The following is a 23,996-nucleotide window of genomic DNA, read 5'->3' as shown; positions in this document are numbered from 1 at the left end:
CAGCATAGCCGATTGTCATTTTTAGTGACAATCACTGTTAGGGCGTTTATGGTGGGACGCATGACGAACCCAGTGGGACACACCCAGGCCGGCGTCGACACGCCGGTGACCCTGATCAACGCGTTCTCCGTCCCCCTGTCCCAGGGCGACCGGTTCCTGAGCCGCTGGCAGGAGAACGCGAGCTTCATGGTCGGCGCCCCCGGCTTCCGCCGGGCGCGGATGTACCGGGCGATGAGCGAGCGGGCCGAGATCACCTTCGTCAACGTGGCGGAGTGGGAGGCGGGTACGGCCCTCGACGAGGCACGGCGCAACCCGCAGTGGCAGGCGTCCGTCCAGCGGGTCCTGGAGGACCCGGAACTGGACGTCGTCGCCCGGCCGATGGTCTACGAAGTGGCCGTCGAGTACACACCGGAACCCCGCTAGGGCCTGTATCGAAGTCGTTCGGTGGTCGCGAGGGAGCGGGCTGAAAGGGACTTTCCTCGCATCCGGTGAGACGAAAGGTCCGTTCGCTGCACCAGATGTGCCGAAAGCGCCTTTCGGTTCACCTGGCCCCCACCCCGGCGGATCGCCGCGGCAGGCCACCCCACCGCGCCTATTCCCGCACTCGGCCTCGGTGTGTCCAGGCCACTCCCACTTCGATACAGACCCTAGCGGCCCGTGCTGAAGGGCACCTTCGTCTCATCTCACGCAGCGAAGGGCACCTTCCTTACGTCTGATGCAAGGACGGTGCCCTTCAGCAAACCCGCTAGCGCTGGGTGTACACGAAGCCCAGCTTGTCGACCTCGTCTCCGCTCCGCCCGTGGAACCCGGCGATCTGCCAGCCGTCGGGTGCCGTGCGGGTCACGCAGTCGGACGTCGTCGTCCCGCCGGACAGCACGCGGCCGAGGTTGGTCACGAACCGGGCCGAGAAGATCCTCGTCGTGTTGTTGTACTTGCCCTGGCACAGCGTCGCCGACGTGACGTACTCGCCGCTGCCCAGCGTCAGCGACGTCGCCGTCCCGCCGGTGGCGCCGTGGGCCAGCGTGGTGCCGTTCTCCAGGGTCACCGCGACCTGGTCGACCCGCGAGCCGCTGCGCAGCGAGAACGTCCGGGCCCGCGCCCCCGCCGGGACCGCGTCGATGTCGGTGAAGTAGTCCCCGTGCGGGCCGCCGAACTGCTCCGACAGCTGCAGGGCCGGGTTGCGCGTCCAGCTGAACCGGACCGTGATCGGGTCGTGGTCGGACAGCATGCGGCCGGCGTCGTCGAGGAACTTCGCGTGCTCGTTGTTGTACGCCGTCGCCGTCAGGGAGACCAGCTTGCTGCCGCGGTAGAGGACCTTGTCGACGACCTCGCAGTCGTTCGTGACCGCCGCCGGGTCGCACACCAGCGCCGGGCTGCCCGGTGCGGGCGGGGTCCCGCCGCGGACCAGCTTCACCCACGCGTCGGTCAGGCCGTTGTCGGCCGCGAACGCCCCGATCGTGTCGGCCGCGCGCGTGTAGCGGGTGTTGGTGTCGCCCATGACGACCACCGCGTTGCCCGCCGAGTGCGTGCGGATGAACGCCGTCAGCTGCGCCAGGTTCGACGCGCGCGACGCCTGGTCGCCGTCGTTGGTGCCGGCGTTGGTGTGCAGGTTGTAGAAGTCGGTGTAGACGCCTTCGGCCAGCCGCACCCGCATGAACGTGAAGCCCTTCGGGGTCAGGCAGTCCCCCGAGTCGAACTGGCAGGAGTTCCAGCGGGCCCGCTCGAAGTCGTCGGTGTCGTACGGCAGCGACGACAGCGTGTTCAGCCCGCTGCCGATGCCCGCGCCGCCGCTGGTCGGCGTGCGGTACGGGTGGTGGTCGTTGGCGTAGAGCGTCGCGTGGTAGTTGAAGTCCTCCTCGACGTGCACGACGTCGTAGCCGCCGATCCGCTGCCCGATCGCCGCCGTGGCGGGCTCACGCGGCGTCGGCGCGCTCGAGATGCTCTCGGGCAGCCCGGCGACGTTGTAGCTCAGCACCGAGAAGGTGCCGCCGTCGGCGGCGTGCCCGACCGCCGGACTGGCCACTGTGGACAGCGCGACGGCGAACGCCAGCACGGTCAAGCGCTTCTTCACGAGAACTCCCGCAGGACTCGGACGGACAAACCGGTGGACGTGTAACGCGGGACCACCCGGTACCCCGGGCGGTCGGCCTGGATCGCGGCGAACCGGCCCCGCAGCCGCCGCGCCGACAGCACGCGGATCTCGTGCGCCGGGCAGGCGCCGTCCAGCTTCAGCTGCAGGACTCCGCCGCCGAGCGTGGCCTCGCCGCCGACGGTCAGCGCCGGGCCGAACCCGGGACGGACCGACAGCGTCCCGCCGGTCTGGTGGAAGCCGCCGGCGCGCAGGCCGGACACACTCAGCGTGCCGCCGGCGAGTTCGATGTTCCCGCTGCCCAGCGCGCACGGGCTCGCGGCCACCAGCGTGCCCGCCTCGACGCGGGTGCCACCGCGGTAGCTGTTGGCCCCGGTGAGGGTGAGCGTCCCGCTGCCGGACTTCACGAGCCCGCCGGGGCCGCCGATGTCGTTGCGCCAGCTGTCGTTCGCGCAGAACCCGCCGCGCGCGGCGTCCATCGTGACGTGCACGTCGGCGGCGAACGCGCCGTAGCTGTCCGCGGCGGCGAAGAGGTTCAGCCGTCCCCACTGTTCCGGCCCGTCGAGCAGCGGGTTCCCGCCGGGGAACGCCGTCGTGCGCAGGACTTCGCGCCGCTGCTGGGCGTCCAGGTACGGCAGCCGGGTTTCCAGCAGCACCTCGGCGCCCTTGGGCACCGTCATCGGGACGTCGCGGCCGCAGGCGGGCAGCCGGTAGGTGGCGTGGTGGGCGACCATCGCCGCGTTCGCGCGGCGGTCGGCGTAGTCGTCGGGGCCGGTGTGGGCGCGGGCGAAGAGCGTGTCGGCCGTGGTGCCGGTCTTGGCGGTGAAGTACTTCAGCGCCTGGTCGCGGGCGGCCGTCTTGAGGGTGGCGTTCTCCGGGTCGGCGAGCGTCGCGGCGGCGAGGGCGGTGGCCATGATCCGGCCGCCGATCACGTCCGTCGGCGAGTGCATCCCGGCGACGATCCGCGTGTCGGACAGGTCGTAGGCCCGCGCCACCAGCTCCTGGAACCGCTCGGGGACCGCGTAGGCCAGCGCGAGGCAGGCCAGGTGGAAGGCGTTGGTGTGCCCGCTGGGGAACCCGCCGTCGTCGACCGGGCTGGTGCTGCGCTGGCGAAGCAGCTGCGGCGCGACGACCACATCGGACCGGTAGACCGGGTAGCCGAGCGCGTCGGTTTCGCCGGTGGGGACGACCTTGCTGTCGGCGTCGAGCCGCCACGGCCGCGGGTACTGGTAGGCATACTTGCTCGGGTTGCCGGAGGCGAAGTTGCCGCGCAGCGTGTCCACCAGCTGCGCCACGAGCCCGAGTTCGGAGTCGTGCGCGCCCGCGCCGAGCGCCGAGCCCGCCGGCGCGCCTGCCGGGACGGCGTCGTCGATCTTCGACGGCGGCGTGCCGTCGGGGGCGGTCGTGATGCTGGTGACGGCCTTGGCGCCGCTGCGGTAGAGGTCGGCGAGCGGGCCGAGGCCGCCGATGGCGGCGTAGGACTGGTGCTGACGGTCACAGATGAAGGCGCGCTTGGCTTCGGCGTCGGTGCGGGCGCGGGTGACGGCGACGCAGTGGCGGACGTTGGCGCGCAGCACCGCCGCGTCGAGCACGACCCCACTGTCCCAAGTGGACCCGGTCTGCCAGAGCCGCTGCATCCCGGTCAGGATCCGGACCACGGCGTTGGTTTCCGGGGTGCGGTTGGCCGAGACGTTGGTGCGGTAGGCGTCGACGAACGCCGTCTCCTCCGCCCAGGCGGGCACGCCGAGCAACGCGGGTGCGGCGGCGACGGCGGGGACGAACGCGGACCAGCGCAGGAAAGCCCGCCGGTCCAGTGGCGTGAAGGTCAACTCGTTCTCCAGGGAAGGCGCGCGGGCAAGGAAAGGCGCGCGGGGAATCGCTGCGGGAAATGATCAGCGCCCGGCCGATCCCGGTCAAGCAGCGTCCGGAGTAATTCGCCGGGCAGTAACCTGTTCTTCTGCGGAAAGATCGTGAAATCGTCGAATTCACTCGATCCGGACTTCGACAGCGGGACTGTAGGAGACCCGCCCGTGCGCGGTCACCCGGACCAGGACCCACCAGTGCGCACCGGGCCGGGCGGTGGGCGCGGCGCGGATCGTGACCCCGGCGGTGCCGTGCTCGCCGGCGGCGAGCCGGAACGGCCGGGCGCGCGGGCCGATCGTCACCTCGCCCGCCCAGGTGCCGAACGGGCTGATCGCCGCGACGCCGCCGCGGATCTCGCTCGCGGCGAGGTTGGCCAGCGACACCACCAGTTCCGCGCTGCCGCCCGGTTTCACCGTGATCGGCTCGGTGGGCAGGCCGACGTCGACGAGGTCGTCGCGCGACGGCGGCGGCCCGGCAAGGATTTCGGCCGTGTCCTCCAGGACCTGGCCGTGCTCGTCGGTGATCCGGGCGGCGAGCAGGTACCGGCCGGGTGCCTGCGGGCCACTGACGTCGACCGTCATCCTGGCGTGCTCCCCCGGTTCCAGGTCGTAGCCGAGGTCCGGGGCCCGCTCGATCCGCCACTGCGGGGGCAGGTCCAGCTCGACGCGGCCGCGGGCCCGGCGGCCGCTGCCGCTGACCGTGACGTCGAACCGGGCCCGTCCGTCGTCGCCCAGCCGCAGCCGTGGCGGGGTGACGTGGACGCTGACCGGCAGGTTGCCTGCCGGGGCCGGTCCGGTGTTGTGCAGCCAGTACCGGGTGTGCACCGGCTGCACGGGTTCGGTGGCCCGGACGATCTCCCGGCCGCTCGGCAGGCTGTGCGCGACGGGTTCGAGACGCAGGGTCGCCACGTCCGCGGCTCCCAGCTCGACGCGGGCGCGCCCGTCGTCGACCTTGACCGGTTCGCCGCGTTCTTCGAGCAGGTCGGTGCGCCAGGCCGCGCGCACTCCGCCGTGCAGGGTGACGAACGCCGTGGCCGGGGACCCGGCCGATTCGTACACGCGCAGCGTGACCGCGTCCGGGGTGCCGGGCGGCGCGCCGGAGGCGAGCGGGTTGCCCGCGGGTTTGGCCGCGGTCAGCAGGACGTCCGCCGGTTCGACCGCGACCAGGCTCAGCGTGGACGGCAGCGTCCCGCCGTCCGAAGGGACCACCCGGGTCCGAAGTGGATGGACGGCTTCCTGGGCGTGGCGCGGGAAACCGGCGTCGCGCCAGTCCCCCGGCCCGGCGACGATGGCGAAGTCGAAGGTGTGGGTCCAGTGCTGCCAGGCGAAGCTGGAGCCGTCCGGCGCGGTCCGCCGTTCGCCGTCGATCCAGACGCCGCTGGGCCAGCCGCTGCAGGACCGCATCAGCGACAGGTGCAGCGTACCGGCCGGGTCGGCGACGAATCCGGGCGTGCCGTGGTTGACGACCGCGACGGAGTAGCTGTCCAGCGGTTCGGTGGTGCCGTCCAGCCCGTCCGGGACGCGCACGGCGATCGTGGCGTGCGCGCCCAGCTCGCCGGTGACCGCTTCGACGTCCCCGATGACCAGCACCGGCAGGTCCCGCGGGCCGCGCAGGTCGGCGTCGGGCACCCAGGCTTGGCGGCGGGTGCGGGTGGCCGGGACGAACACCCGGCCGTGCCGTTCGAACGCCGCGCGGTACGCGGGCCCGGCCGCCGCGAACACCTCGGCGGCGAACGGATTGTCCCCGCCCAGCACGATCCGGACGTCGGGCAGGTTGGAGTCGGCGTCGAGGGCACCGTAGCGGGGTCCGGGCGGCCGGGTGCACGTCGCGGTGACGCCCTTCGCGGCCAGTGCCGCCACCAGCGCCCGCACCTCGGGTCCCGGGGCAACCGGCTCCACCACTTCGGCGACGCCGATGGCGTGCACGGCCTGGGTGCCGTCGTCGTGGGTGAGCGTGATCCGGGCGGTAGCCGACAGCCCGGCCCAGCCGTGCGCGGGACTGTCCAAAGTCCACAGATGTTCGGCGGCGTCGACGTCGGGAAAGCCGAACGACCGGCCGATCGCCCCGAACCCGACTTCGGCCACCGGCAGCGCGCCGGGTGCGGCGAAGTCGAACCGGGCCCGCAGCAGCCGGTCCCGGCCCAGCGATCCGTCGACCTCGGTGCGGACGTCCACTCGCGACACTCCGTGCCACAGCGTGGTGCGCTGGGTGATCCGCAGGTCGTCCAGGGTGGTGGCCGCGACGAGCCGCTCCCCCAGCGGGCTGGTCTCCACGACCACCGCCGCCGCGCCTGGCCCGTGTCCGGGGCCTTTCGGCAGCAGGTGCCACGGTCCTTCGCCCCACACCGGGTGCTCGGCGTGTTCCTCCTGGACGACCAGCCCGGCGGCGAGACCGCCGTCGCGCAGCAGTTCCCGGCCGGTCCGCCGGTCGTGGACGCGGTTGAGTGCGCCGCCGCGGGCCGGGTCGGCTTCGACGGTGAAGACGTCGTTCGCGATCACCGGCGGTCCTGGCCGCGGTGTCCACTTCGGAGGGACGTCCTCGGCGTCGAGGACGCGGTAGACCCGGTAGCCCAGTGACGGGACGCCGGTGGCGAGGAAGCTCAGGGTGATCTCGGCGGGCGAGCCGTCGGGGTGGCGGGTCACCGCGTCGGTGACCGCGGGTACCGGCCGTCCGTCCGGATCGACCACGCGGGCGCCGGTCAGCCCGGTGACGGTCACCGTCGTCACCGCGTCCAGGGTCCAGGACAGGGTGTTGAGCACGAAGACGGCCACGCCGTCCCCGGTGGTGTCGGCGTGGCGGGCCAGTTCGGCGAGGGCGCCGTCGAGGACTTCGCCGCCGAGGTCGGCCGCTTCGCGCCAGCCGGTGAGCAGGTCCAGGTAGACCTGGTCGGACTCGGTGCCGGTGATCGCGTCGTGGTGGGCGCCGTAGACCAGCTGCCGCCACGCCTTGTCCAGCGCTTCGTGCGGGTACCGCGCGCCGAGCAGGACGGCGAGGGTGGCCGCGCGCTCGCCGTCGAGCACCGCGACCTCGGCGGCGCGCTGGGCCTGCTTGGTGTCGATGTAGGAGACGTCCTTGCCGGTGTAGACCGGGTTCATGTCGCGGGTCTGGACGCTGATCGACGTCCGGCGGGCCGTCGCGTCCGCGCGGACGGCGGCGAAGAAGTCCCGTGGCAGGCCGACGACGAACCGCGGCCAGACGTACCGGGCGTTCCAGGCGCGGTGGATTTCGGTGCAGAACCGCGACGGGATGTTGTGGTCGTGCCCGACCGGCAGCAGCACGTTGCGTGTGGCGGCGACCTGGCGCAGGGTGCTGAACTGCCGGTAGGCCTCCTCCATCGCCTCGGCCAGGGTGTCCTGGCGCTCGATGCCCCAGCCGGCGACGTAGTGGTCGGCCATGTAGGCGGTCAGCAGCCCGCGCCCGCTCGGGGAGATCCATTCGAACTCCGAGGGGAACTGCATCCGGCCGATGTCGCCGGTGTGCCGCTTCGCGCCGACGTGGTGCCACGGCCCGCGCGCCCACGCGCTGGAGTCCAGGCCCGCGTCGGCCATCAGGCCGGGGTAGGCCGGGTCGTGGCCGAAGACGTCGAGCATCCACGCCGAGCGCGGGTCGCCGCCGAGGACGTCACGCTGGAAACCCATGCCGTAGACGGCGTTGCGGATGGTCGACTCGGGGTGGGTCAGGTTCGTGTTGGCCTCGTTGTAGTTGCCGCCGACCAGCTCGATCCGGCCGTCGCGCAGGAACCGCAGCAGGTCGCGGCGGTCCTCGGGGAAGGTGTCCCAGTGCGGCTTGAGGTAGTCGACCTCGGCGAGCACGAACCGGTAGTCCTCGTCGTCGCGTGCGGCCTCCAGGTGCGCGCGGACCAGGTCGAACGCCGACCGCTGGAACTGCATCCGCTTTTCCTGGGCCAGCGGCAGGTCCAGCCAGGTGTCGGTGAACCCGGCCTGGGTGTTCCACCACACCGGGTCGTAGTGGAAGTGCGAGACCATCCACATCGTCCAGCCGGTTTCCGCGACGACGAGGTCGGCCTCGGCCGTGACGCGGTCCGGTCCCGACTCGGCGACGACGGTGACCCGGTGGGTGGAGCCTTCGGGAGCGGAGAAGACCACGCCGACCTCGACGGTCACGCCGTCCGGGCCGACGCCGGCGGTGACCGGCTCGGGCGTGCGCACCCGCTTGCCCTCGACCCGGACGCGGACCGGGGTCCCCGGGAAGCCGGTGAGGCTCACCCGGACGACCTGGCGGGCCGCGGCGGCGGAGCCGGTGAACAGGTCGGTGCCCCGCACTGCGGTGATGCGCACGCTGCTCCCTACTTGGCGGCGGCGAGCGCGGCCTTGGCGTCGCTGAAGAACTGCGTCACCCCGGCGCTGATGGACGTCTTCCCGAAGGCGATCTGCTTGGCCGCCGAGTCGAGCGCGGTCTTGACGTCGCCGTAGCCCGGCGGCGCGGTCGGCGCGGTGGGCAGGCCGTCCTTGGCGACCTCGGCCGCGACGTACTCGCCGAAGTCCATGTCCGCCTTCTCGGGTGCGGTGGCGCTCGGCGCGAGGAGGTTCTTCGCCTTGTCCGACGGCGGCAGCCCGCGCTGCAGCTTCATCGTCTTGATCGCGTCGTCGTCGTTGAGGAAGAAGTTGATCAGCTTCGCCGCGCCTTCCGGGTTCTTGCTCTTCACCGGGATGCACAGCAGCACGCCGCCGGACAGCGCCTGGCCGGTCTTGCCGTTGGCCCTCGGCACGACGACCAGCTTCAGCTCGTGCTGGGTCAGCGGCTGCATCTGGGCCAGTCCCCAGCCGGTGACCATGGCGATCTGGCCGGTGATCAGCGGGTGGTTGCCGGTGGCGGCGTCGGTGTTGCTCAGCAGCGTCGGCGGGCAGATCGCGCCGGACTTGCGCAGCCCGTCCCAGAAGGTGAACCACTCGGTCAGGTCGTCCGGCCCGAACCCGAGGGTCTGGTCGGGGGTGTAGAGGTCCTTGCCGCGCTGGCGCAGCCACGGCTGCAGCGCGCCGGAGTCGTCCTTCGACGAGTCGAGCGCACCGTACTTGTTCGGGCCCCACGCCTTGGAGATCTCGCCGGCGATCTCGCCGAACTGCTGCCACGTCCAGTCGTTGGTCGGGGCGGGGATCTTGAGCTGGTCGAGGACCGTCTTGTCGTAGAGCACCGGGGCGTTGCCGGAGCCGGAGGGGACGCCGTAGGTCTTGCCCTTCACCGCGCCCGCGGTGCGCACCGGCGCGTACAGGGTGTCCAGGCCGATCGTGCCCGGGATGTACGTGCCCAGGTCGGTGAGGACGCCGCGGCCGGCGTAGGTGCTGACGTAGGCGGTGTCCATCTGGAACAGGTCGGGCGGGTTGCCGCCGGCGAACTCGGTGTTGAGCTTGTCGAAGTAGCCGTCGTACCCGGAGTACTGGGTGGTGACGGTGATGCCGGTCTTCTCGGTGAAGATCTTGACGGCCTTCTGGTAGGCGTCGTTGCGGGCGTTGCCGCCCCACCAGCGGAAGGTCAGCGAGTTGTTCGCGGGACCGGAGCTGCTGCTCGGCGGCGCGAACCCGCAGCCGGCGAGCGCGGCCGAGGCGACGCCGGCACCGGCGATCCCGAGGAATCCTCTCCTGGACAGGTGCTGTGGCATAGCGGTCTCACTTTCTGGCGGGGTTCAACCTTTGATTCCGGTGTTGGCCACGCCATCCACCAGGCGTTTCTGGCAGACCAGGAACACCACGACGGTCGGCACGAGGGTGACCACCGACATCGCGAGCATTCCGCCGTAGCTGGAACCGCTCGCCCGGTCGATGAAGGAGTTCAGTCCCAAGGGGACGGTGTAGCGCGACTTGTCCGACAGGTACACCAGCTGGCGGAGGAAGTCGTTGAACGTCCAGATGAACGTCAGCACGGCGGTGGTGAGCAGGGCCGGGCGCAGCAGCGGGAAGATCACCGAGAAGAAGATCCGCGCGTGGCCGGCGCCGTCGATGGCCGCCGCCTCGTCCAGCTGCCGCGGGATGCCGCGGATGAACTGCACCATGAGGAAGATGAAGAACGAGTCGAACGCCAGCAGCTGCGGCACCACCAGCGGCAGGAACGTGTTGATCCAGTTCAGCTTGTAGAAGATCGTGTACTGCGGGATCATCGTGGCCTGGAACGGCAGCATCAGCGTGCCGAGCATCAGCCCGAACCACAGCCTGCGGAAGGCGAAGTCCAGGCGGGCGAACGCATACGCGGCCAGCGAGCAGGACACGACGTTGCCGATCACGACGCAGACCGCGATAGTCGCGGAGTTGGCCAGGTAGACGGTGAACGACGTCCCGGTCGCGGTCCAGCCGCCGAGGTAGTTCTCGATGGTGAAGTGCCACGGGATCGGGTCGAGCGTGCTGAAGATCTGGTTCTCCGGCTTGAACGACGCCCCGACCAGCCACACCAGCGGGTAGATCATCACGACGACCGCGGCGATCAGCACCGTGTGCGCCCGCCAGTGGTACTTCGTGGTCTTGGTGGCCATCTCGGTCCTTTCGGCCGTGGGGTGGTCAGTCGGCGTAGGTGACCCAGCGCCGCGACGAGGCGAAGTAGAGGGCGGTGAACAGGCCGATCACGACGAACAGGACCCACGCCATCGCCGAGGCGTAGCCCATCTGCAGGCTCGAGAAACCCTTGCGGTAGAGGTAAAGCGTGTAGAGCATGGTCGAGTCGATCGGCCCGCCGAGCCCGCCGCTGACGACGTAGGCCGGGGTGAACGTCTGGAACGCGTTGATCGTCTCCAGGACCAGGTTGAAGAAGATCACCGGCGAAAGCATCGGCATGGTGATCCGGAAGAACATCCGGAACCGGCCCGCACCGTCCAGTTCGGCCGCTTCGTACAGTTCCTTCGGGATCTGCTTGAGCCCGGCGAGGAAGATCAGCATCGGCGTCCCGAACTGCCAGCCCGAGAGCAGCACGAGCGTCCACAGCGCGAACCGCGGGTCGCCGATCCAGTCCGCGCCGCGGACACCGAAGAGGCTCAGGACCTGGTTGAGCAGTCCCTGCTGGGAGAAGATCTGCCGCCACATGACCGACACCGCGACGCTCGCGCCGAGCAGCGAGGGCAGGTAGAACACCGACCGGTAGAACCCGAGCGCGCGCAGGCCGCGGTGGAGCGCGGCGGCGACCAGCAGCGCGGCCGCGAGCTTGAGCGGCACGGAGAAGACGACGTAGGTGAGCGTGACCTTCACCGAGTGGAGGAACTTCTCGTCGTGCCACATGGCGAGGTAGTTCTCGAAGCCGATCCACTGCGGGGAGCTGAGCAGGTCGAACTTCGTCAGCGACAGGTAGAGCGAGTAGCCCATCGGGATCAGGACGAAGCCGAAGATGCCGAGGAACCAGGGTGACAGGAAGGCGTACGCCGCCCGGTTGTCCTTGTGCCGTTTCCGGCGACGGCGCACCGCCGGGCCGCTCGGCACCGGTGCCGCCGGAGGCGCGGCGGCTTCTTCGGCACGACCGTGGACGACGGGGTGGGCTGACGGCGACATGCTCTGCTCCCGGGACTCCAGCGTGGACCGGCGGGCCCGCGAGGGCACCGCCGTACCTCTTCCGACGCACGCGGTTCCAGTGGTTCCGTCCCAGGGAGCTGGAAGCGCTTTCCGGCACTCTAGGCAGGGCCCCCGCCGCTGTCAACGGCGGCTGGTCACCCTTCGGTCACCACCGCGCGGATCCCGCGTTCGCGGGCCAGGTGCGCGGCGCCGAGCACGGTCGCGCGGGCGCCCAGCTCGCTGACGACGACCTCGGTCGGCCAGCTCAGCCTGCCGACGGTGGCGACGACGCCGGGCAGGAGCAGCCGGTTGCGGCCCACTCCGCCGCCGAGGACCACCAGGCCGGGGTCGACGACCGCGCAGATCGACGCGGCCAGGTTGCCCACGGCTTCGGCGTGTTCGGCGACGAGTTCCGCGGCGACCGGGTGGCCCTTCTCGGCCAGTGCGAACAACGCGGCCGCGGTTCTCGGTGCCGGATCGGTGCGGGCGCGTTGCAGCAGTGCGCGCGAGCCGGGCGCCGGATCGGCTGCGGCCTGACCCGGCCACCGGCTGCGAGCCCGCTGCAGGAGTGCGCGCGAGCCGAGTTGCGCTTCGAGTCCTTCCGGGACCGGCGTCCGGTCGGCCGCCCACGGGTACGCCAGCCGCGCGACCTCCCCGGCCGCGCCGCTGGCGCCGCGCACGAGCTGCCCGCCGAGCACGATGCCCGCGCCGATTCCGACGCCGACCTGCAGGAACACGAAGCTGTCGTGGGCGGCACCGGCGCCTTCGGCCAGCTCGGCGAGGGCAGCGCAGTTGACGTTGTTCTCGGTGTGCACGGCCGCGCCGTCCGGCAGCCCGAGCGAGGCCACGGCGTCGCGGACGCGAGCCATGATGGCCGGGTCGCCGCGGCCGGGCGGGGAGACCACATCGGACACCGCGACGACGACGGCCCGCAGCGGACCGCGGGTTTTCCCGCGGCGCAGCACCGCTTCGACCATCGCGGCCGCGTCCGCGGGCCGCGAGGTGTGGTCCTCGTCGAGCAGTTCCCCGTCCAGCCGGGTCGCGCGCAGGGCGACCTGCGTCGAGCCCCGGTCCACGGCCAGGACGTAACCGGCCCGCGGCCCCAGCCGGTAGACCGCCGCGGTGCGCCCGGTGGCGCCGGCGGAGGTGCCGCTGTGTTCGGCGAGTCCCGCGGTCTCCAGTTCGGCCATCACCAGCGACACGGTCGGTTTCGACAGCCCGCAGGCCACCGCGAGCTGCGGCCGGGTGGCCTGCCCGGCGGCGGCCAGCGCGGCGAAGACCTCGCCCGCGCGGTCACCGATGCCCGTTTTCGCCATCTGCACCTGCTTTCTCGCGGTGAAACCGTCGAATCCGCGCCGGGCACGGGAGCCGGGGACCCGGGCCCGTTGACAACGTGCGGGTTCGTTTGTTTACTACTTAACCAAGTGCGGGTCCCAGCCGCATCATCGTTTTCCGGACGGAAAGCGCTTCCTGACCAACTCGACCGGCTCTGGTGGCCCAGGGCGGCAGGGAGGCTGCGAAGCGGATGGACCCCATCCTGCTGCCGAGCCAGCACGCCAGCGCGCACGACCTGCCCGACGACCCCGCCCGCCTCGACGCCGTGCTCGCCGAGGCCGTCGCCGCCGCACTCGCCGCGCAGCAGCCGGACGGCAACTTCGAAGATCCGGCCGCCGACGACGACCTCGGCGACATGGGCCTGGGCGTGGTGTCCCTGCTCTGCCTGGCCTGGCGGCGCCTGTCCCCCGTCGATCCGGAGTTCGTCCCCGCCGTGCGCCGGGGCGTCGACTTCTTCCTGCGCCATCGGGTGTTCCGGACCGACAACCCGGGTGAGCCGTTCCTGCGCGTGCGCCACAGCGGCCTGCCGTATGCGCGGTACATGCCGGGCGAGGGCGAGCACCCGTTCGGCGACTGGCCGAGCACGGTGTGGGCGATGCTGCACGCGGTCAACGTCCTGGAGCTGGGCGAGGGCCTGCTGACCGGCGGCCAGTACGCCGAGGTGACCGAGCTGGCGCTGGGGTACTGGCGGTGGCTGACCGAGGCGAGCATGGTCAATCCGCAGCAGACGGCCAACCAGGCGATCGGCGCGGTCGTCGCGGGCCTGATGCTGGGCCGTCACCTCGCCGCGGTGTCGCGTGCCCGCGAAGCCACCCACGTCACGACGACGGCCATGCGGCTGTACACCGACGTGATCCGCCCGGCGCGGGTGACCGACCGCGGCTTCCGGCTGCCCCTGGAGCACGGCGCCGGGCACGACCAGAACTACCTGCCGATCTCGCTGTCGTTCCTGGCGCAGGCGCACCGGGTGACCGGCGACCGGCTGTTCCTCGACGACGGCGCGGAGATCGCCCGCTATCTCGACTGCCGCCTGTCCGCGCGCGGCTTCGACTTCGGCGGTCCCCGCTACAGCGAGCAGCACTGCGGTGCCGAAGGACGGCTGGGCCTGCGGTACTTCAGCGAGCACGTCGGCGTCGACCTGGGCCGCTACCTCGCCGACCGCCGCGTCTCGTACTACCCGGTGGCGGAGAGCGGCGCGCCGAGCGGGCATTTCGCGTTCACGACCGTGTGGCTGTACCAGGACGACAGCCGGTGGCACCGTGCCCACTCCCCTGCCGTGACGCCGTATTCGCTGCGTCACGGCGAGACGTCGGTGTCGCTGACGGCGAACCACACGCCGTACCTGATCGACGCCGCGCGGGCGGTGGTGATCGAGTCGGTCGTGGCGGGCCAGCACGGGATCGGGCCGCTCCTGCGTTACCCCGACGGGCACCGGACGCTGCTGACGCGTCCGCTGGGCCCGGTCCGGATCGGCGAGGCGCGCCACGGGGATTTCCTCGCCCAGCTGGTGACGAAGGCGGTGGTGACGCGGGATCAGGTCATGCTGAGCGTCCAGCAGCTGAGCGTCTCCGACGGGCGGCGGATCACGCTGTTCGCCGTCATGCCTGCCGCCGACGCCGAGTTCCTCGCCGGGCTGCCCTACACCGAGGAAACCGAAGAGGGTCAGCGCAAGATCGTCACGGTGGCCGAGCCCGGCGGGGCGTCGTTCGACCTGGGAGCCGCCGGGGCAGTGCTGCCGACCGCGGGCACGCTCCTGGCGGGACGGCTGGCGATCACGTCGGGCGCGGCGCTGCGGGTGGTGAATCCACCGGCGGGGCCGTCGGGCTTCAACAGCGCGGAGACGATCGGGCTCACGCAGGAGCAGCTGGCGTTCTCCCTGGCCGACGACCCGCGTGGCTACGGCAATCCCGACTCGGGCTGGCGCCGGGTGACCGACACCAACCACGTCCTCGCGGGCCCGTTGCCGGATTCCCCGCCAGGGCTCGCGGTCTTCGCCGTCCGCTACGGCCCGCACGACGACGTCCCCTTCACCGTCGGCACGCGAGCCGCGGAGGATGGCGTGGTGATCGAGGCACCGGGGTTCGCGGTTTTCGTCGGCGAGCCCGCGGGCGACGCGGGCGGGGAGCCGGTCCTGCGTTTCGGCGGATAAACGGGAAACTACCTGAGCGAGTGATTCCGGCCCGGCGGGCACACCCGACGCGTGTTCGTTCGCTTTCGAGGTCTCCCGAACGGGCCTTTCGTCGCGGCAGATGCAGGCAAAGCGCCTTTCAGCACGCGGAGACCGATCCGTAGATCCGGGTCCGTGCGCGGACCCGGCCCTTCAGTGTGCTGAGCGCAGCAGGTCCAGGACCGCGGCCGACCTGGCTTCGTCGAGGAACCGCAGGCCCATGAAGTTGTCCCCGGCGGTGAAGCCGGGCAACGCCCAGATCGCTTCGTACGGCAGGGCGAGCGTCCGGTAGCGGCGCAGGCTGTAGACGTTGCTCCACACGCACTTGCCAGGGTCCGGATTCCACAGCCGGCGGGCGAAGGCGGGGTTGCGGAAGCTGTGTCCCACCTCGGCGGTGGCCCGGACGTGCTTGCCACCGGTGAGCAGGACGACGTCGCCGGTCCCGACGGTGGCCATCCGCTTGTCGTGTTTCTCGGTGGCGCCCCAGAACCGGGCACGCCCGTCCGGGTGAAGGGCGATCAGGCGGGCGAGGTCGTCGGGATCCAGCAGGTCGTCCCGAAACGGGACGGCCCGGTCGAGGGTCGTCCGCCCGTACCGGCGTGCTTCCGGTGTCCCGTAGGACGGCTGGATGAAGAGCACGCTCGCACGGTACCGCCGCGGGTTCGCCCGTTCCGGGTGACCTCCCGGCAGCCGCGGCCTGCCACCGTGTGGTGGCCGATTCCGCCTGCCACGGGAGGGTGCCGCATGGTGCGAGTTTCGCTCACCGACTTCCCCGCCCGGGCGGCGAGGGGCACCGGCCACGCCCGGCGGCATCCGCTGCGTGGACTCGCCGACTTCCCCGTCCGGGCAGCGACGGGCACCGGCCACCCCAGGCGCCATCCACTGCGCGGCCTCGCCATCCGGTCCACCGCTGCGCGACCCCAACCGGCTTTGTGGCCACCGCCCGGCGGGCCCGCCAGCGGCAGCCCGCTGCCCCGGGCGATCGTCGTGCTGCTGGGGGCCGCCGCCGCGGTCGTTGTGCTGGCGGGGCTGCGTGCGGTTGCCTGGCTTGCCGGGCCGGTGTTTCTCGCCCTCGTCGTCGTCATCACCCTCGATCCGGTGCGGACCTGGTTGCGTGGCCGGGGTTTGCCGCGCTGGCTGACCGTGACCGCGCTGGTCGTCGTTGTCTACACCGCGCTGTTCGCGGTGTTCGGCGTGGTCGTGGTGTCGCTGGCGCAGCTTTCCGCGCTGCTCCCCCGCTACACCGGCCGGCTGAACGACCTCGTGCACGGCGGCCCGCAGCAGGTCCGCGAGCTGCTGTCGTCGGTGGACGCCGGGAAGCTGATCGGCCTGGCCGGTTCCCTGCTGGCCGGTGTCGGCAGCCTGGTCACCAACCTCGCGTTCCTGCTGGCCCTGCTGCTGTTCCTGAGCACCGAGTCGGCCTGGACGGGGCAACGGCTGGACCTGATCGCCCGCGACCGGCCGTGGATCACCGCGTCCCTGCGGCGCTTCGCCGCCGGGTCCCGCACCTACCTGGGCGTGACGACCGTGTTCGGCGGCCTGGTGGCCGCGCTCGACACCGCCGCGCTCGCCCTGCTCGGCGTCCCGGGCGCCGTGCTGTGGGGGCTGCTGGCCTTCGTCACCAACTACGTGCCCAACATCGGTTTCGTCATCGGCGTGGCCCCGCCCGCGCTGATCGCCCTCCTCGACGGCGGGTGGCGCTCCCTGCTCGTGGTGCTCGCCGTCTACGCCGTGCTCAACTTCGTGGTGCAGTCGCTGATCCAGCCGCGGTTCGTGGCAGGCTCGGTCGGACTGTCCACTTTGGTCACCGTGCTCGCGCTGGTGTTCTGGACCTGGCTGTTCGGGCCGCTCGGCGCGGTGCTGGCGGTACCGGCGACCCTGCTGGTGAAGGCGCTGCTGGTGGACGTCGACCCGCGGGCGCAGTGGGCGGACGCGCTGCTGTCGGCGCCCCGCCGGTAGCGGTCACGTCAGCCCGTGCTGGCGGGCGACCACGACCGCCGAGCGCCGGTTGTTCACGCCGAGCTTGCCGTAGATGGCCCGCACGTGGGTCTTGACGGTGTTGACCGAGACGGTGAGGTCGGCGGCGATCTCGTCCAGCGACCGCTGGGACGGCAACCGCTGCAGCACCACCTGTTCCCGGTCGGTCAGCTCGCTGGGCGGGGCGTGCGGGACGAGCCTGCCGCGCACCGACTGCGCGAAGCGGTCCAGCGAGCCGAATCCGCCGGAGTGGTCGATGAGCAGGTGCGCGACCTGCGGTTCGGCGAGGGCGAACGGCCGCACGAGCCCGTGCGGCCGGGCCAGCGCCAGCGCGCGGTCCAGTGCGTGCAGGGCCTTGGTACGCCGGTGGGAGCGCAGCGCGAGGGCCGTCTCCACCAGGCAGGTGTCCACGGGAGTGGCCGGCAGCAGCGCTGGCGCCGCGGCGGCCGCGCGCAGGACCGTCTCGGCCGGGCCGGCCTCGTCGGCGGAGAGGTGGGCCTGTGCCTGCAGCAGGGCCGGTTCGGCGGTACCCGGCAGCCGTTCCTGGGCCCAGGCGAGCACTTCTGCCGCGTGCAGGTGCTCGCCGACGGCCAGCGCGGCCTGGTGTTCGGCGACCGCGCACACCCCGGTGATCTCGCGGGGCAGTTCGGCGTCCGCGAGCCGGTGCCGGGCCGCCCGCATGGCCTGCGAGCCCGCCGCCCGGTCGCCGTCGTCAAATCGCACGACGCCTTCGAAGAAGCAGCGCAGCGGCCCGAGCGCGGGTGCGCCGCCGGGGATGGCGGCCCGGGCCGCCTGGGCGAGTTCCCGGGCGGCGGCCACGGGCTCGCACCGCATGAGGTCGTCGTAGGCCAGCATCAGGTGGCAGTCGGCCACGCCGGGGGTCCGGTGCCAGCCGTGCCGCCGGGCGACGGCCAGTGCCCCGGTACAGGCCCGCCGCAGGGCGGCGTGGTCCCCGTGGAGAGCGGCGGCGACGGCAAGGGCGAGCCTGCTGTGGAGCACCAGATGGTCGAGCCGCGCCCGGTTGGCCAGGCGCAGCGCCTCTTCGGCCCGCGTGACGGCGTGCCGCCGCGCACCCCGGTGCAGCGACCGCCAGGCCAGGTCCAGTTTCTCCCAGGCGTCGGCTTCCGGAGACCGCCCGGGCGGCGCCACGGAGACCGGCGGCTGCCGTCCGGTCAGCAGCGCGAGGTGCCGGACGGCGAGCAGGTGCAGCCCATCGCCGCCGCGGGTGGGACCGAGGTCGGCGGCGGCCTCGGCCAGCTGCCCGGGCTCAGCGAGCCGCCCGGGCTCGGCGACCAGGCCCAGCCCATCGTCGCCGCCGGTGGCGCCGAGGTCGGCCGCTCCCTCGGCCAGCTGCCCCCGCTGCACGTGGTCCACCGCCGACGCCAGCCGCAGCCGGGGGCAGGTGGCGATCGTCTCGGTGCCCAGGTAGGTCAGGGCGGCCCGGACGGGTTCGCTGTTTCCGGCCAGCACCTGGTGCACGGCGTGGGCGCGGGCGAGGGACAGGACGTGCTGCTGGTCGCGGGCGGCCACGGCGTGGGACAGGGCGTCCCCGAACCGTCCCTCGGCGGCGTACCAGCGCGCGGCGATGCCGTGCAGGCGCCGCACCCGGGCCGGGGACTGCCGGGTGAGTTCAGCGCGGAGGAACCCGCGCAGCAGCGGTGGCAGCCGGTAGGTCTCGGCCGGGGTCCGGCCGAGCAGCCCGGTGTCGCGTTCCAGCTCGTCCAGCGTCACCCCGGCGTCCGGGCGGCCCGACAGCCGGATCGCCAGCGCCGCGCTCACCGCGTCGCAGACGCTCACGCACCGCAGCAGGTCCACAGTGTCCTCGGGGAGCCGGGACAGCACTTCGTCGGCTAGGAACCGTGTGACGGCGCGTTCGTCGGCGACGTCTTCGGCGTCGCGCACCGACACCGCGGCCCAGCCCAGTGCCGCGGCCCAGCCCGCGGTGCGCTCGGTGAGCTCCCGGACCCGGTCGTCGCTCACCACCACGCCGGTGGCGTGCAGCAGGTTCGCCGTTTCGCGGGCGCTGAAGCGCAATTCCGCCGCCCCCACCCGAGACAGCGAGCCCTCGACGTGGAGGCGCGCGAGCCGCAGTCTCGGCTCGACGCGGGTGGCGAACACCAGGCGCAGGCCCGACGGCTGGTGGCGGATCAGGGCGGCGAGCGTCTCCCTGGCCTCAGGGCCGGAGATCTCCTGGAGGTCGTCCAGCACCAGCCGCACCGGTTCCCCGAGCGCGTCGCCGAGGCCGGCCGGGAACGCCGGTGCCGCGGGGCAGAGCCGGTGCAGCGGGCTGTCCGCCGGTACCGCGGGACACCGGCGCAGAGCGGCCAGGATTGCCGCCTGCAGACGGAGTTCTTCGTTGTCGTCCCGGTCGAGGGACACCCAGGCGACGTCCCGGCGGCCGGCGGCCCAGCCGGCCAGTGCCGTGGTCTTGCCGGCCCCGGCAGGGGCCCGGACCACGGTCACCGACCGGGCGGTGGCGCGGTCGAACAGCGCGGCGAGCCGGGGACGGGGGACGAAGATCCTCGGTACCCGCGGCACCGTCACCTTGGCACCGGGTATCCGCCAGGACCGCGACGTCGGACGAGGGGGCAAGGGAACCTCTCGGCGGTCGGAAGGCCACGACTGTACTGATCCCGGGCGGGGTCACCAGATCTCGTAGGTGGCTTCGTCGCCGTGCACGACGACGGCCCAGATCACCAGGACGTCGAGGGCGATGACGACCACGCCCCAGACCGGGTACGCGGACAGGAACGCCAGCTGGGTCAGCGCGTTGAAGCCGGCGAGCGCGACGGTGACGACCCGCGCCCACATGGCGCCGGTGAAGAGCGCGAGACCGGTCAGCACGACGAGGACGCCGATGATCAGGTGGGCCCAGCCCCAGCCGGTGAGGCTGAAGACGAGCAGCCCGGACGGGCCGACGACGTAGTAGTTCTTGTCGAACAGCGCGACCAGCCCTTCCACGGCGGTGAACAGCCCGGCCAGGACGGTGATCGTCCCCGCGAACCAGATCCAGCCGACCCGCCGTGAGCGGGCGACGGCACGGTCGCGCGGCGGCGGGGTCCCGGTGCCGGGTGCACCCGGGTGGTGCTGCGTGTGTTCGCTCATGGTCCCTCTCTCCCTGGGTGGGGTTTGCGGACCCGGGCGATCATGGTGGGTCGGTCACCCGCCCGGCCTCGCCCGCGCCAGGTGAGATCAGGACGGCCGGACGTGGCCTGGGCGACGCCGGGAAGGTGCGAGCCACCCACACCGGGCCAGTGGCGGAGGGACGGCGGCCCGGCCTCGTCAGGTGAGATCAGGAACCGCTGGACGCGGCCTGGGCGATGCCCGGAAGATGCGAGCCACCCAGTGGCGCCGGAGCCCGGCCTCGCCCGCCAGGTGAGATCAGGAACCGCCGGACGGCCCCACGCAGGCAAGCAGCGCCGGCGCGGCCACGCAGTCGGCGACCGTCGCCCGGCGCGGTCGGCGGGCACCAGCGGCGGAGGGACCGCGGCGGCGCCCCCGAGCGCCGCCGCGGTCCGGTGGGAGGTGCCGGCGCGCCCGTGCCGCCGGGGAGATCTCCGCTGCCGGCGGCCGCACCTTCCGCGAGTCACCTTCCCGGGCCGGGCACGGGGCGTCGTCACCCGTGGCGGATGACCCGCGCTTCACCCGCGCCGGGCGACGACCCCGGCGGCGCCGCGGCCGACGATCCGCTCATGCCGCACGTCGACCGCATCGCCGTCCACGCCGGGTGCTGCCCTGCGCGTGGCGATCCGGGGTATTCACGGAATGTCGGGGAGTTCCCGGACGCAGTGCACGGAGTCGACGCGCATACCCAGCGCTTCGAGGGTCCGCACGATCCGCGGAATGGTGTGCTGGTCGGTCACCGTGCCGAAGACGATGGTGTCCGGCGGAACGGGAACGACGAGCATTCCCCGGCAATCGCCGAGGAGTTCGCCTGCCCGTTCGGGAACACTGCCGCTGCCCCGGAAGACGTAGTTCGCCCCGGTCACCGGGACTCCCGGCGAAGGCCCGCGGCGAACCACGCCGCGGCGACCACCACCAGGTCGAGCAGCATCACGGCCGCCGACCAGCCGTGCGACGGCAGGAAGAGCGCGCGGGCGACCAAGTCGATTGCGGCGCGCAGGCCGAGCCGCACGGACGTCACCGAGGTGCCCGCGGTGAGGAGGAGTGCCAGTGCCGGCAGCAGTGCCTCGATGCCGATCCGGCCGGTCCGCAGCACGCCGAGCGCCACCAGTTCGCCGGGACCGGCCCAGAAGAACTGCGCCGCGACGAAACCTGCCCAGGTGCCGGCCGGACGGCTTTTTCCGGAATGTTCCCGATCTTTCACGGGACACACGATTCTGCGCCCGGCGGATGTTTTGCTCACCCGCCGCGGGTGAGCGGGGAGCCGACAAGGAGGACGAATGCCGGATAATCATGGTTTGCCGCGGCAGAGACGGGTGCCGCGGGCGAAGGTCAGCATCCCCGCGCCACCCGGTGACCTCGTTCCGCGGCCACGGTTGCACGCCGTTCTCGACGGGCTGGAAGATGCGGCGATGGTGTTCGCCGGGGCACCGGCCGGGTTCGGCAAGACGGTCCTGCTCGCCGAGTGGGCGGGCGGCCGCCGGGACGCGGTGGCCTGGGTGTCGGCCGACGCCGGCGACAACGACGAACGCCTGTTCTGGTCCGCGGTGCTCGAAGCACTCGGCGGCTGTCCCCGGGTCCCGGCCGGGAACCCGCTGCGGCACCTGCCGGTGCCGCCCGACCCCGGCACGGACCTCGCTTTCCTGGACCGGGTCGCCGACGCACTCGACGGGCTGCCCGCGCCCGTGCTGCTCGTGCTCGACGGCGTCCAGGAGATCACCGCGCCCGGCACGTGGCACGGCCTGCAGACGCTGGTCCGCCACCAGCCGGCGGGACTGCGGCTGGTGGCGGCGGGCCGCCGGGAGCCCGCGCTGCCACTGGGACGCGCCCGGCTCGCCGGCCGGCTCGTCGAGCTGGGCCCGGCCCAGCTGCGGTTCTCCGGCGAGGAGGCCAGGAGGTTCCTCGAGACGACCGGCGCGGCGATCCCGGCCGGGCAGGCCGGCCTCGTGATCGCGCGGACCGCTGGCTGGCCCGCCGGGCTGCGGCTGGCCGCGGCGTCGGCGGCCCGGCACGGTGGCCTGCACGACTTCTTCGCCGGCCGCGACCGCGCGGTGCTGGACTACCTCACCGACGAGGTGCTCGCCCCGCTCACCGCCACGCAGCGGGAGCTGCTGCGGGCGATCAGCATCTGCGACGACGTCCCGGCCGGGCTCGCCGCCGCGCTCGCCGACCTGCCGGAGGCCGAGGCGGTCCTGCGCGAGCTCGGCGAGCCTGCCGTCCAGGTGATCTGCACTGCCGGGTCGCCGCCGCACCACCGGATGCCGCCGTTGCTGCGCACCTACCTGCGGGCGGAGCTGCAGCGCCGGGCCCCCGACGTGGCCAGGACCCGGCACGCCGCGGCGGCGCGGTGGTTCGCCGAGCACGACCGGCCGGCCGCGGCGCTGCTGCACAGCGTCCGGTCGGGTCACGTCGCGCGTGTCGCGGAGCTGGTGCGGCGGCACGCGGTGACGTTGTTCCTGGCCGGTGAGCATTCCGCGCTGCGGCTGGCACTGACGATGCTCGACGACCGGCGTGTCCCCACCGGCCCGCTGGCTGCGCTGGTGTCCGCCGCGCTGTACCTGGAGGAGGGTGAGACGTCGGCGGCGGGGCTGCAGCTGGCCCGTGCGGAGACCGCGTGGCCGGACCGGCCCGCGGCGGAGCTGACCGTGCTGCGGCAGCTGACCTGTGCCCGGCTCGCCCAGCTCGACCGCAACCCGGTCCAAGCGGTGCGCGCGGCCGGGCAGGTCGACGCGGACCTGGCCGCGGGCACCGGGCTCGAAGGACTGGCGGCACTGCACCACGCCATGGTCGTCGTCGCCCGGCACGACCGCGGCCCGGCACGCGAGGCGCTGGTGGAGGTCCTGCGCGCCGCCGAGACACGCAACCAGCACTTCCTGGTCTCCCAGTGCCTCACCGTCCTGAGTGGACTGGCCTGCTACGACGGCAACTACCGGGTGATGGAGTCACTGGCCCGGCAGGTCGCCACGCGTCACGACGGCGACGACGCCTGGCGCTCGCTGGAAGGCGCGCAGGTGAGTGCCCTGCTTGCCTACGGCAGCCTGTTGCGGGGCGAGGTGGCGGAGTGCGTCGGCCACGCGAAGCGGATCGGCCGGCTGCTCGGCGACGCGCCGGCCCGGGCCGCCCGCAACCTGCGCCTGATCGCCGAAACGCTGCGCGGTGCGGCGGAATTCGAGCTCGGTGCCTGGCACGCGGGACTGCGGCGGATGCGCCGGGCGCGGACGCACCTGGGCACCGGGCGGGCCTGCCCGGCCGAGCACGCGGCCCTGTGCGCCGTGCTGGAACACCGCGCCGCCCTGCGGCTCGGGGCGGCCGGGCAGGCCAGGGAGACCGTCCGCTGGGCGCAGCCGGTGCTGGCGCGTTACGGGGAATACCGGCTGCTGCGGGCCCGGACGCAGCTGCGGCTGGGCAGGCAGGGTGCGGCCAGTTCCGTGTTGCGCTCACTGGTGGCGGAGGAAGCGCCGATGGTGCTGCCGTGGACGGGGATCGAGGCGTCACTGGTCGGGGTGCAGGCCGCGCTGGCGGCCGGGGCGCAGGAGCGCGCGGTGCGGCTGCTCGACCACGCGCTGGGCGCGGCCGAGCCCGGCGACGTCCGGTTCCCCTTCGTCTTCGCCCCGCCCGAAGTCGCCGGTTTCCTCACGGCACGGCTGGGGAGCCTGGGTGCCGGTGAGCGGTTCGCCGGCGAAGTGGTCGCGTTGCGGCGGCGGCTGCGGACCCCGCCGATGCCGGCGCCGCTGACCGACCGCGAACGCAGTGTGCTGCGGCTGCTGCCGACCCAGCGCTCGATCGACGAAATCGCCCAGGACCTGACCGTGTCGCCCAACACCGTCAAGACCCACGTCCGCGGGATCTACGCGAAGCTCGATGTCCGCAGCAGGCGGGACGCGGTGGCGACCGCGCTCCGGCGTGGCCTGCTCGACACCGAGGCCACCGACTTCCCGGGCTGACCCCGTGCTCGCCC

Annotated in this window: 16 protein-coding genes; 4 read left to right on the top strand and 12 right to left on the bottom strand. The window is 72.8% G+C overall.

Features of this window, described 5'->3' with window-relative positions; translation table 11 throughout:
- Positions 1-60 precede the first annotated feature (60 nt).
- A complete protein-coding gene (locus ABJI51_RS30670) occupies positions 61-423 on the top strand; it encodes an antibiotic biosynthesis monooxygenase family protein (protein WP_348954525.1) in 363 nt (120 codons plus the stop codon).
- A 322-nt stretch (positions 424-745) separates the two neighbouring features.
- On the opposite strand, the gene ABJI51_RS30665 is transcribed toward ABJI51_RS30670, so the two are convergent.
- The 7 genes from ABJI51_RS30665 to ABJI51_RS30635 all read right to left on the bottom strand — a co-directional run bounded on the left by ABJI51_RS30665 (position 746) and on the right by ABJI51_RS30635 (position 12,752).
- Complete coding sequence (locus ABJI51_RS30665) at positions 746-2,071, bottom strand: jacalin-like lectin (RefSeq protein ID WP_348954524.1); 1,326 nt, start codon at positions 2,069-2,071, stop codon at positions 746-748.
- Positions 2,068-3,918 carry a phosphatase PAP2 family protein gene (locus ABJI51_RS30660; protein ID WP_348954523.1) on the bottom strand — a complete coding sequence of 617 codons (1,851 nt, stop codon included), beginning with the start codon at positions 3,916-3,918 and terminating at the stop codon, positions 2,068-2,070. The genes ABJI51_RS30665 and ABJI51_RS30660 overlap by 4 nt, the downstream gene beginning before the upstream one ends.
- 156 nt (positions 3,919-4,074) lie before the next feature.
- Positions 4,075-8,250 carry a glycoside hydrolase family 38 N-terminal domain-containing protein gene (locus tag ABJI51_RS30655; protein WP_348954522.1) on the bottom strand — a complete coding sequence of 1,392 codons (4,176 nt, stop codon included), beginning with the start codon at positions 8,248-8,250 and terminating at the stop codon, positions 4,075-4,077.
- A gap of 8 nt (positions 8,251-8,258) precedes the next feature.
- A complete protein-coding gene (locus ABJI51_RS30650; RefSeq protein WP_348954521.1) occupies positions 8,259-9,569 on the bottom strand; it encodes an ABC transporter substrate-binding protein in 1,311 nt (436 codons plus the stop codon).
- A 24-nt stretch (positions 9,570-9,593) separates the two neighbouring features.
- Complete coding sequence (locus tag ABJI51_RS30645; protein ID WP_348954520.1) at positions 9,594-10,433, bottom strand: carbohydrate ABC transporter permease; 840 nt, start codon at positions 10,431-10,433, stop codon at positions 9,594-9,596.
- Between the two features lie 25 nt (positions 10,434-10,458).
- Positions 10,459-11,436: a carbohydrate ABC transporter permease gene (locus tag ABJI51_RS30640; protein WP_348954519.1), complete on the bottom strand. Its 978-nt coding sequence runs from the start codon at positions 11,434-11,436 to the stop codon at positions 10,459-10,461.
- Between the two features lie 155 nt (positions 11,437-11,591).
- Positions 11,592-12,752 (bottom strand): ROK family protein, encoded by a 1,161-nt coding sequence (locus ABJI51_RS30635; RefSeq protein ID WP_348954518.1) that lies wholly within the window; start codon positions 12,750-12,752, stop codon positions 11,592-11,594.
- A 209-nt stretch (positions 12,753-12,961) separates the two neighbouring features.
- Here ABJI51_RS30635 and ABJI51_RS30630 point away from each other — a divergent pair, with 209 nt between their 5' ends.
- Complete coding sequence (locus tag ABJI51_RS30630) at positions 12,962-14,920, top strand: hypothetical protein (protein WP_348954517.1); 1,959 nt, start codon at positions 12,962-12,964, stop codon at positions 14,918-14,920.
- A gap of 171 nt (positions 14,921-15,091) precedes the next feature.
- On the opposite strand, the gene ABJI51_RS30625 is transcribed toward ABJI51_RS30630, so the two are convergent.
- Positions 15,092-15,577: a hypothetical protein gene (locus tag ABJI51_RS30625; protein WP_348954516.1), complete on the bottom strand. Its 486-nt coding sequence runs from the start codon at positions 15,575-15,577 to the stop codon at positions 15,092-15,094.
- A 105-nt stretch (positions 15,578-15,682) separates the two neighbouring features.
- Between ABJI51_RS30625 and ABJI51_RS30620 the strand changes: the two genes are divergently transcribed.
- Positions 15,683-16,897, top strand: coding sequence for an AI-2E family transporter (locus tag ABJI51_RS30620; RefSeq protein WP_348954515.1), 1,215 nt, complete (start codon positions 15,683-15,685; stop codon positions 16,895-16,897).
- 3 nt (positions 16,898-16,900) lie between these two features.
- Here ABJI51_RS30620 and ABJI51_RS30615 read toward each other — a convergent pair whose 3' ends face one another.
- From ABJI51_RS30615 to ABJI51_RS30600, 4 genes are all read right to left on the bottom strand, one after another.
- Positions 16,901-19,459 (bottom strand): winged helix-turn-helix domain-containing protein, encoded by a 2,559-nt coding sequence (locus ABJI51_RS30615; protein ID WP_431605674.1) that lies wholly within the window; start codon positions 19,457-19,459, stop codon positions 16,901-16,903.
- A 99-nt stretch (positions 19,460-19,558) separates the two neighbouring features.
- The gene (locus tag ABJI51_RS30610) at positions 19,559-20,020 is read right to left on the bottom strand and encodes a DUF7144 family membrane protein (RefSeq protein WP_348954513.1); all 462 of its coding nucleotides are present in this window, start codon (positions 20,018-20,020) and stop codon (positions 19,559-19,561) included.
- Positions 20,021-20,673: 653 nt separating this feature from the next.
- Complete coding sequence (locus tag ABJI51_RS30605; RefSeq protein WP_348954512.1) at positions 20,674-20,904, bottom strand: hypothetical protein; 231 nt, start codon at positions 20,902-20,904, stop codon at positions 20,674-20,676.
- A complete protein-coding gene (locus tag ABJI51_RS30600; RefSeq protein ID WP_348954511.1) occupies positions 20,901-21,242 on the bottom strand; it encodes a hypothetical protein in 342 nt (113 codons plus the stop codon). The genes ABJI51_RS30605 and ABJI51_RS30600 overlap by 4 nt, the downstream gene beginning before the upstream one ends.
- A 76-nt stretch (positions 21,243-21,318) precedes the next feature.
- Between ABJI51_RS30600 and ABJI51_RS30595 the strand changes: the two genes are divergently transcribed.
- Positions 21,319-23,982, top strand: a complete 2,664-nt coding sequence (locus ABJI51_RS30595; protein WP_348954510.1) for a LuxR C-terminal-related transcriptional regulator — start codon at positions 21,319-21,321, stop codon at positions 23,980-23,982.
- The last annotated feature ends 14 nt before the right edge of the window (positions 23,983-23,996 follow it).

This window comes from Amycolatopsis melonis, assembly GCF_040064235.1.
GTDB lineage: Bacteria > Actinomycetota > Actinomycetes > Mycobacteriales > Pseudonocardiaceae > Amycolatopsis > Amycolatopsis melonis.
Note: the sequence above shows the minus strand (reverse complement) of the source record. Positions and strands in the feature narration are given on the sequence as shown.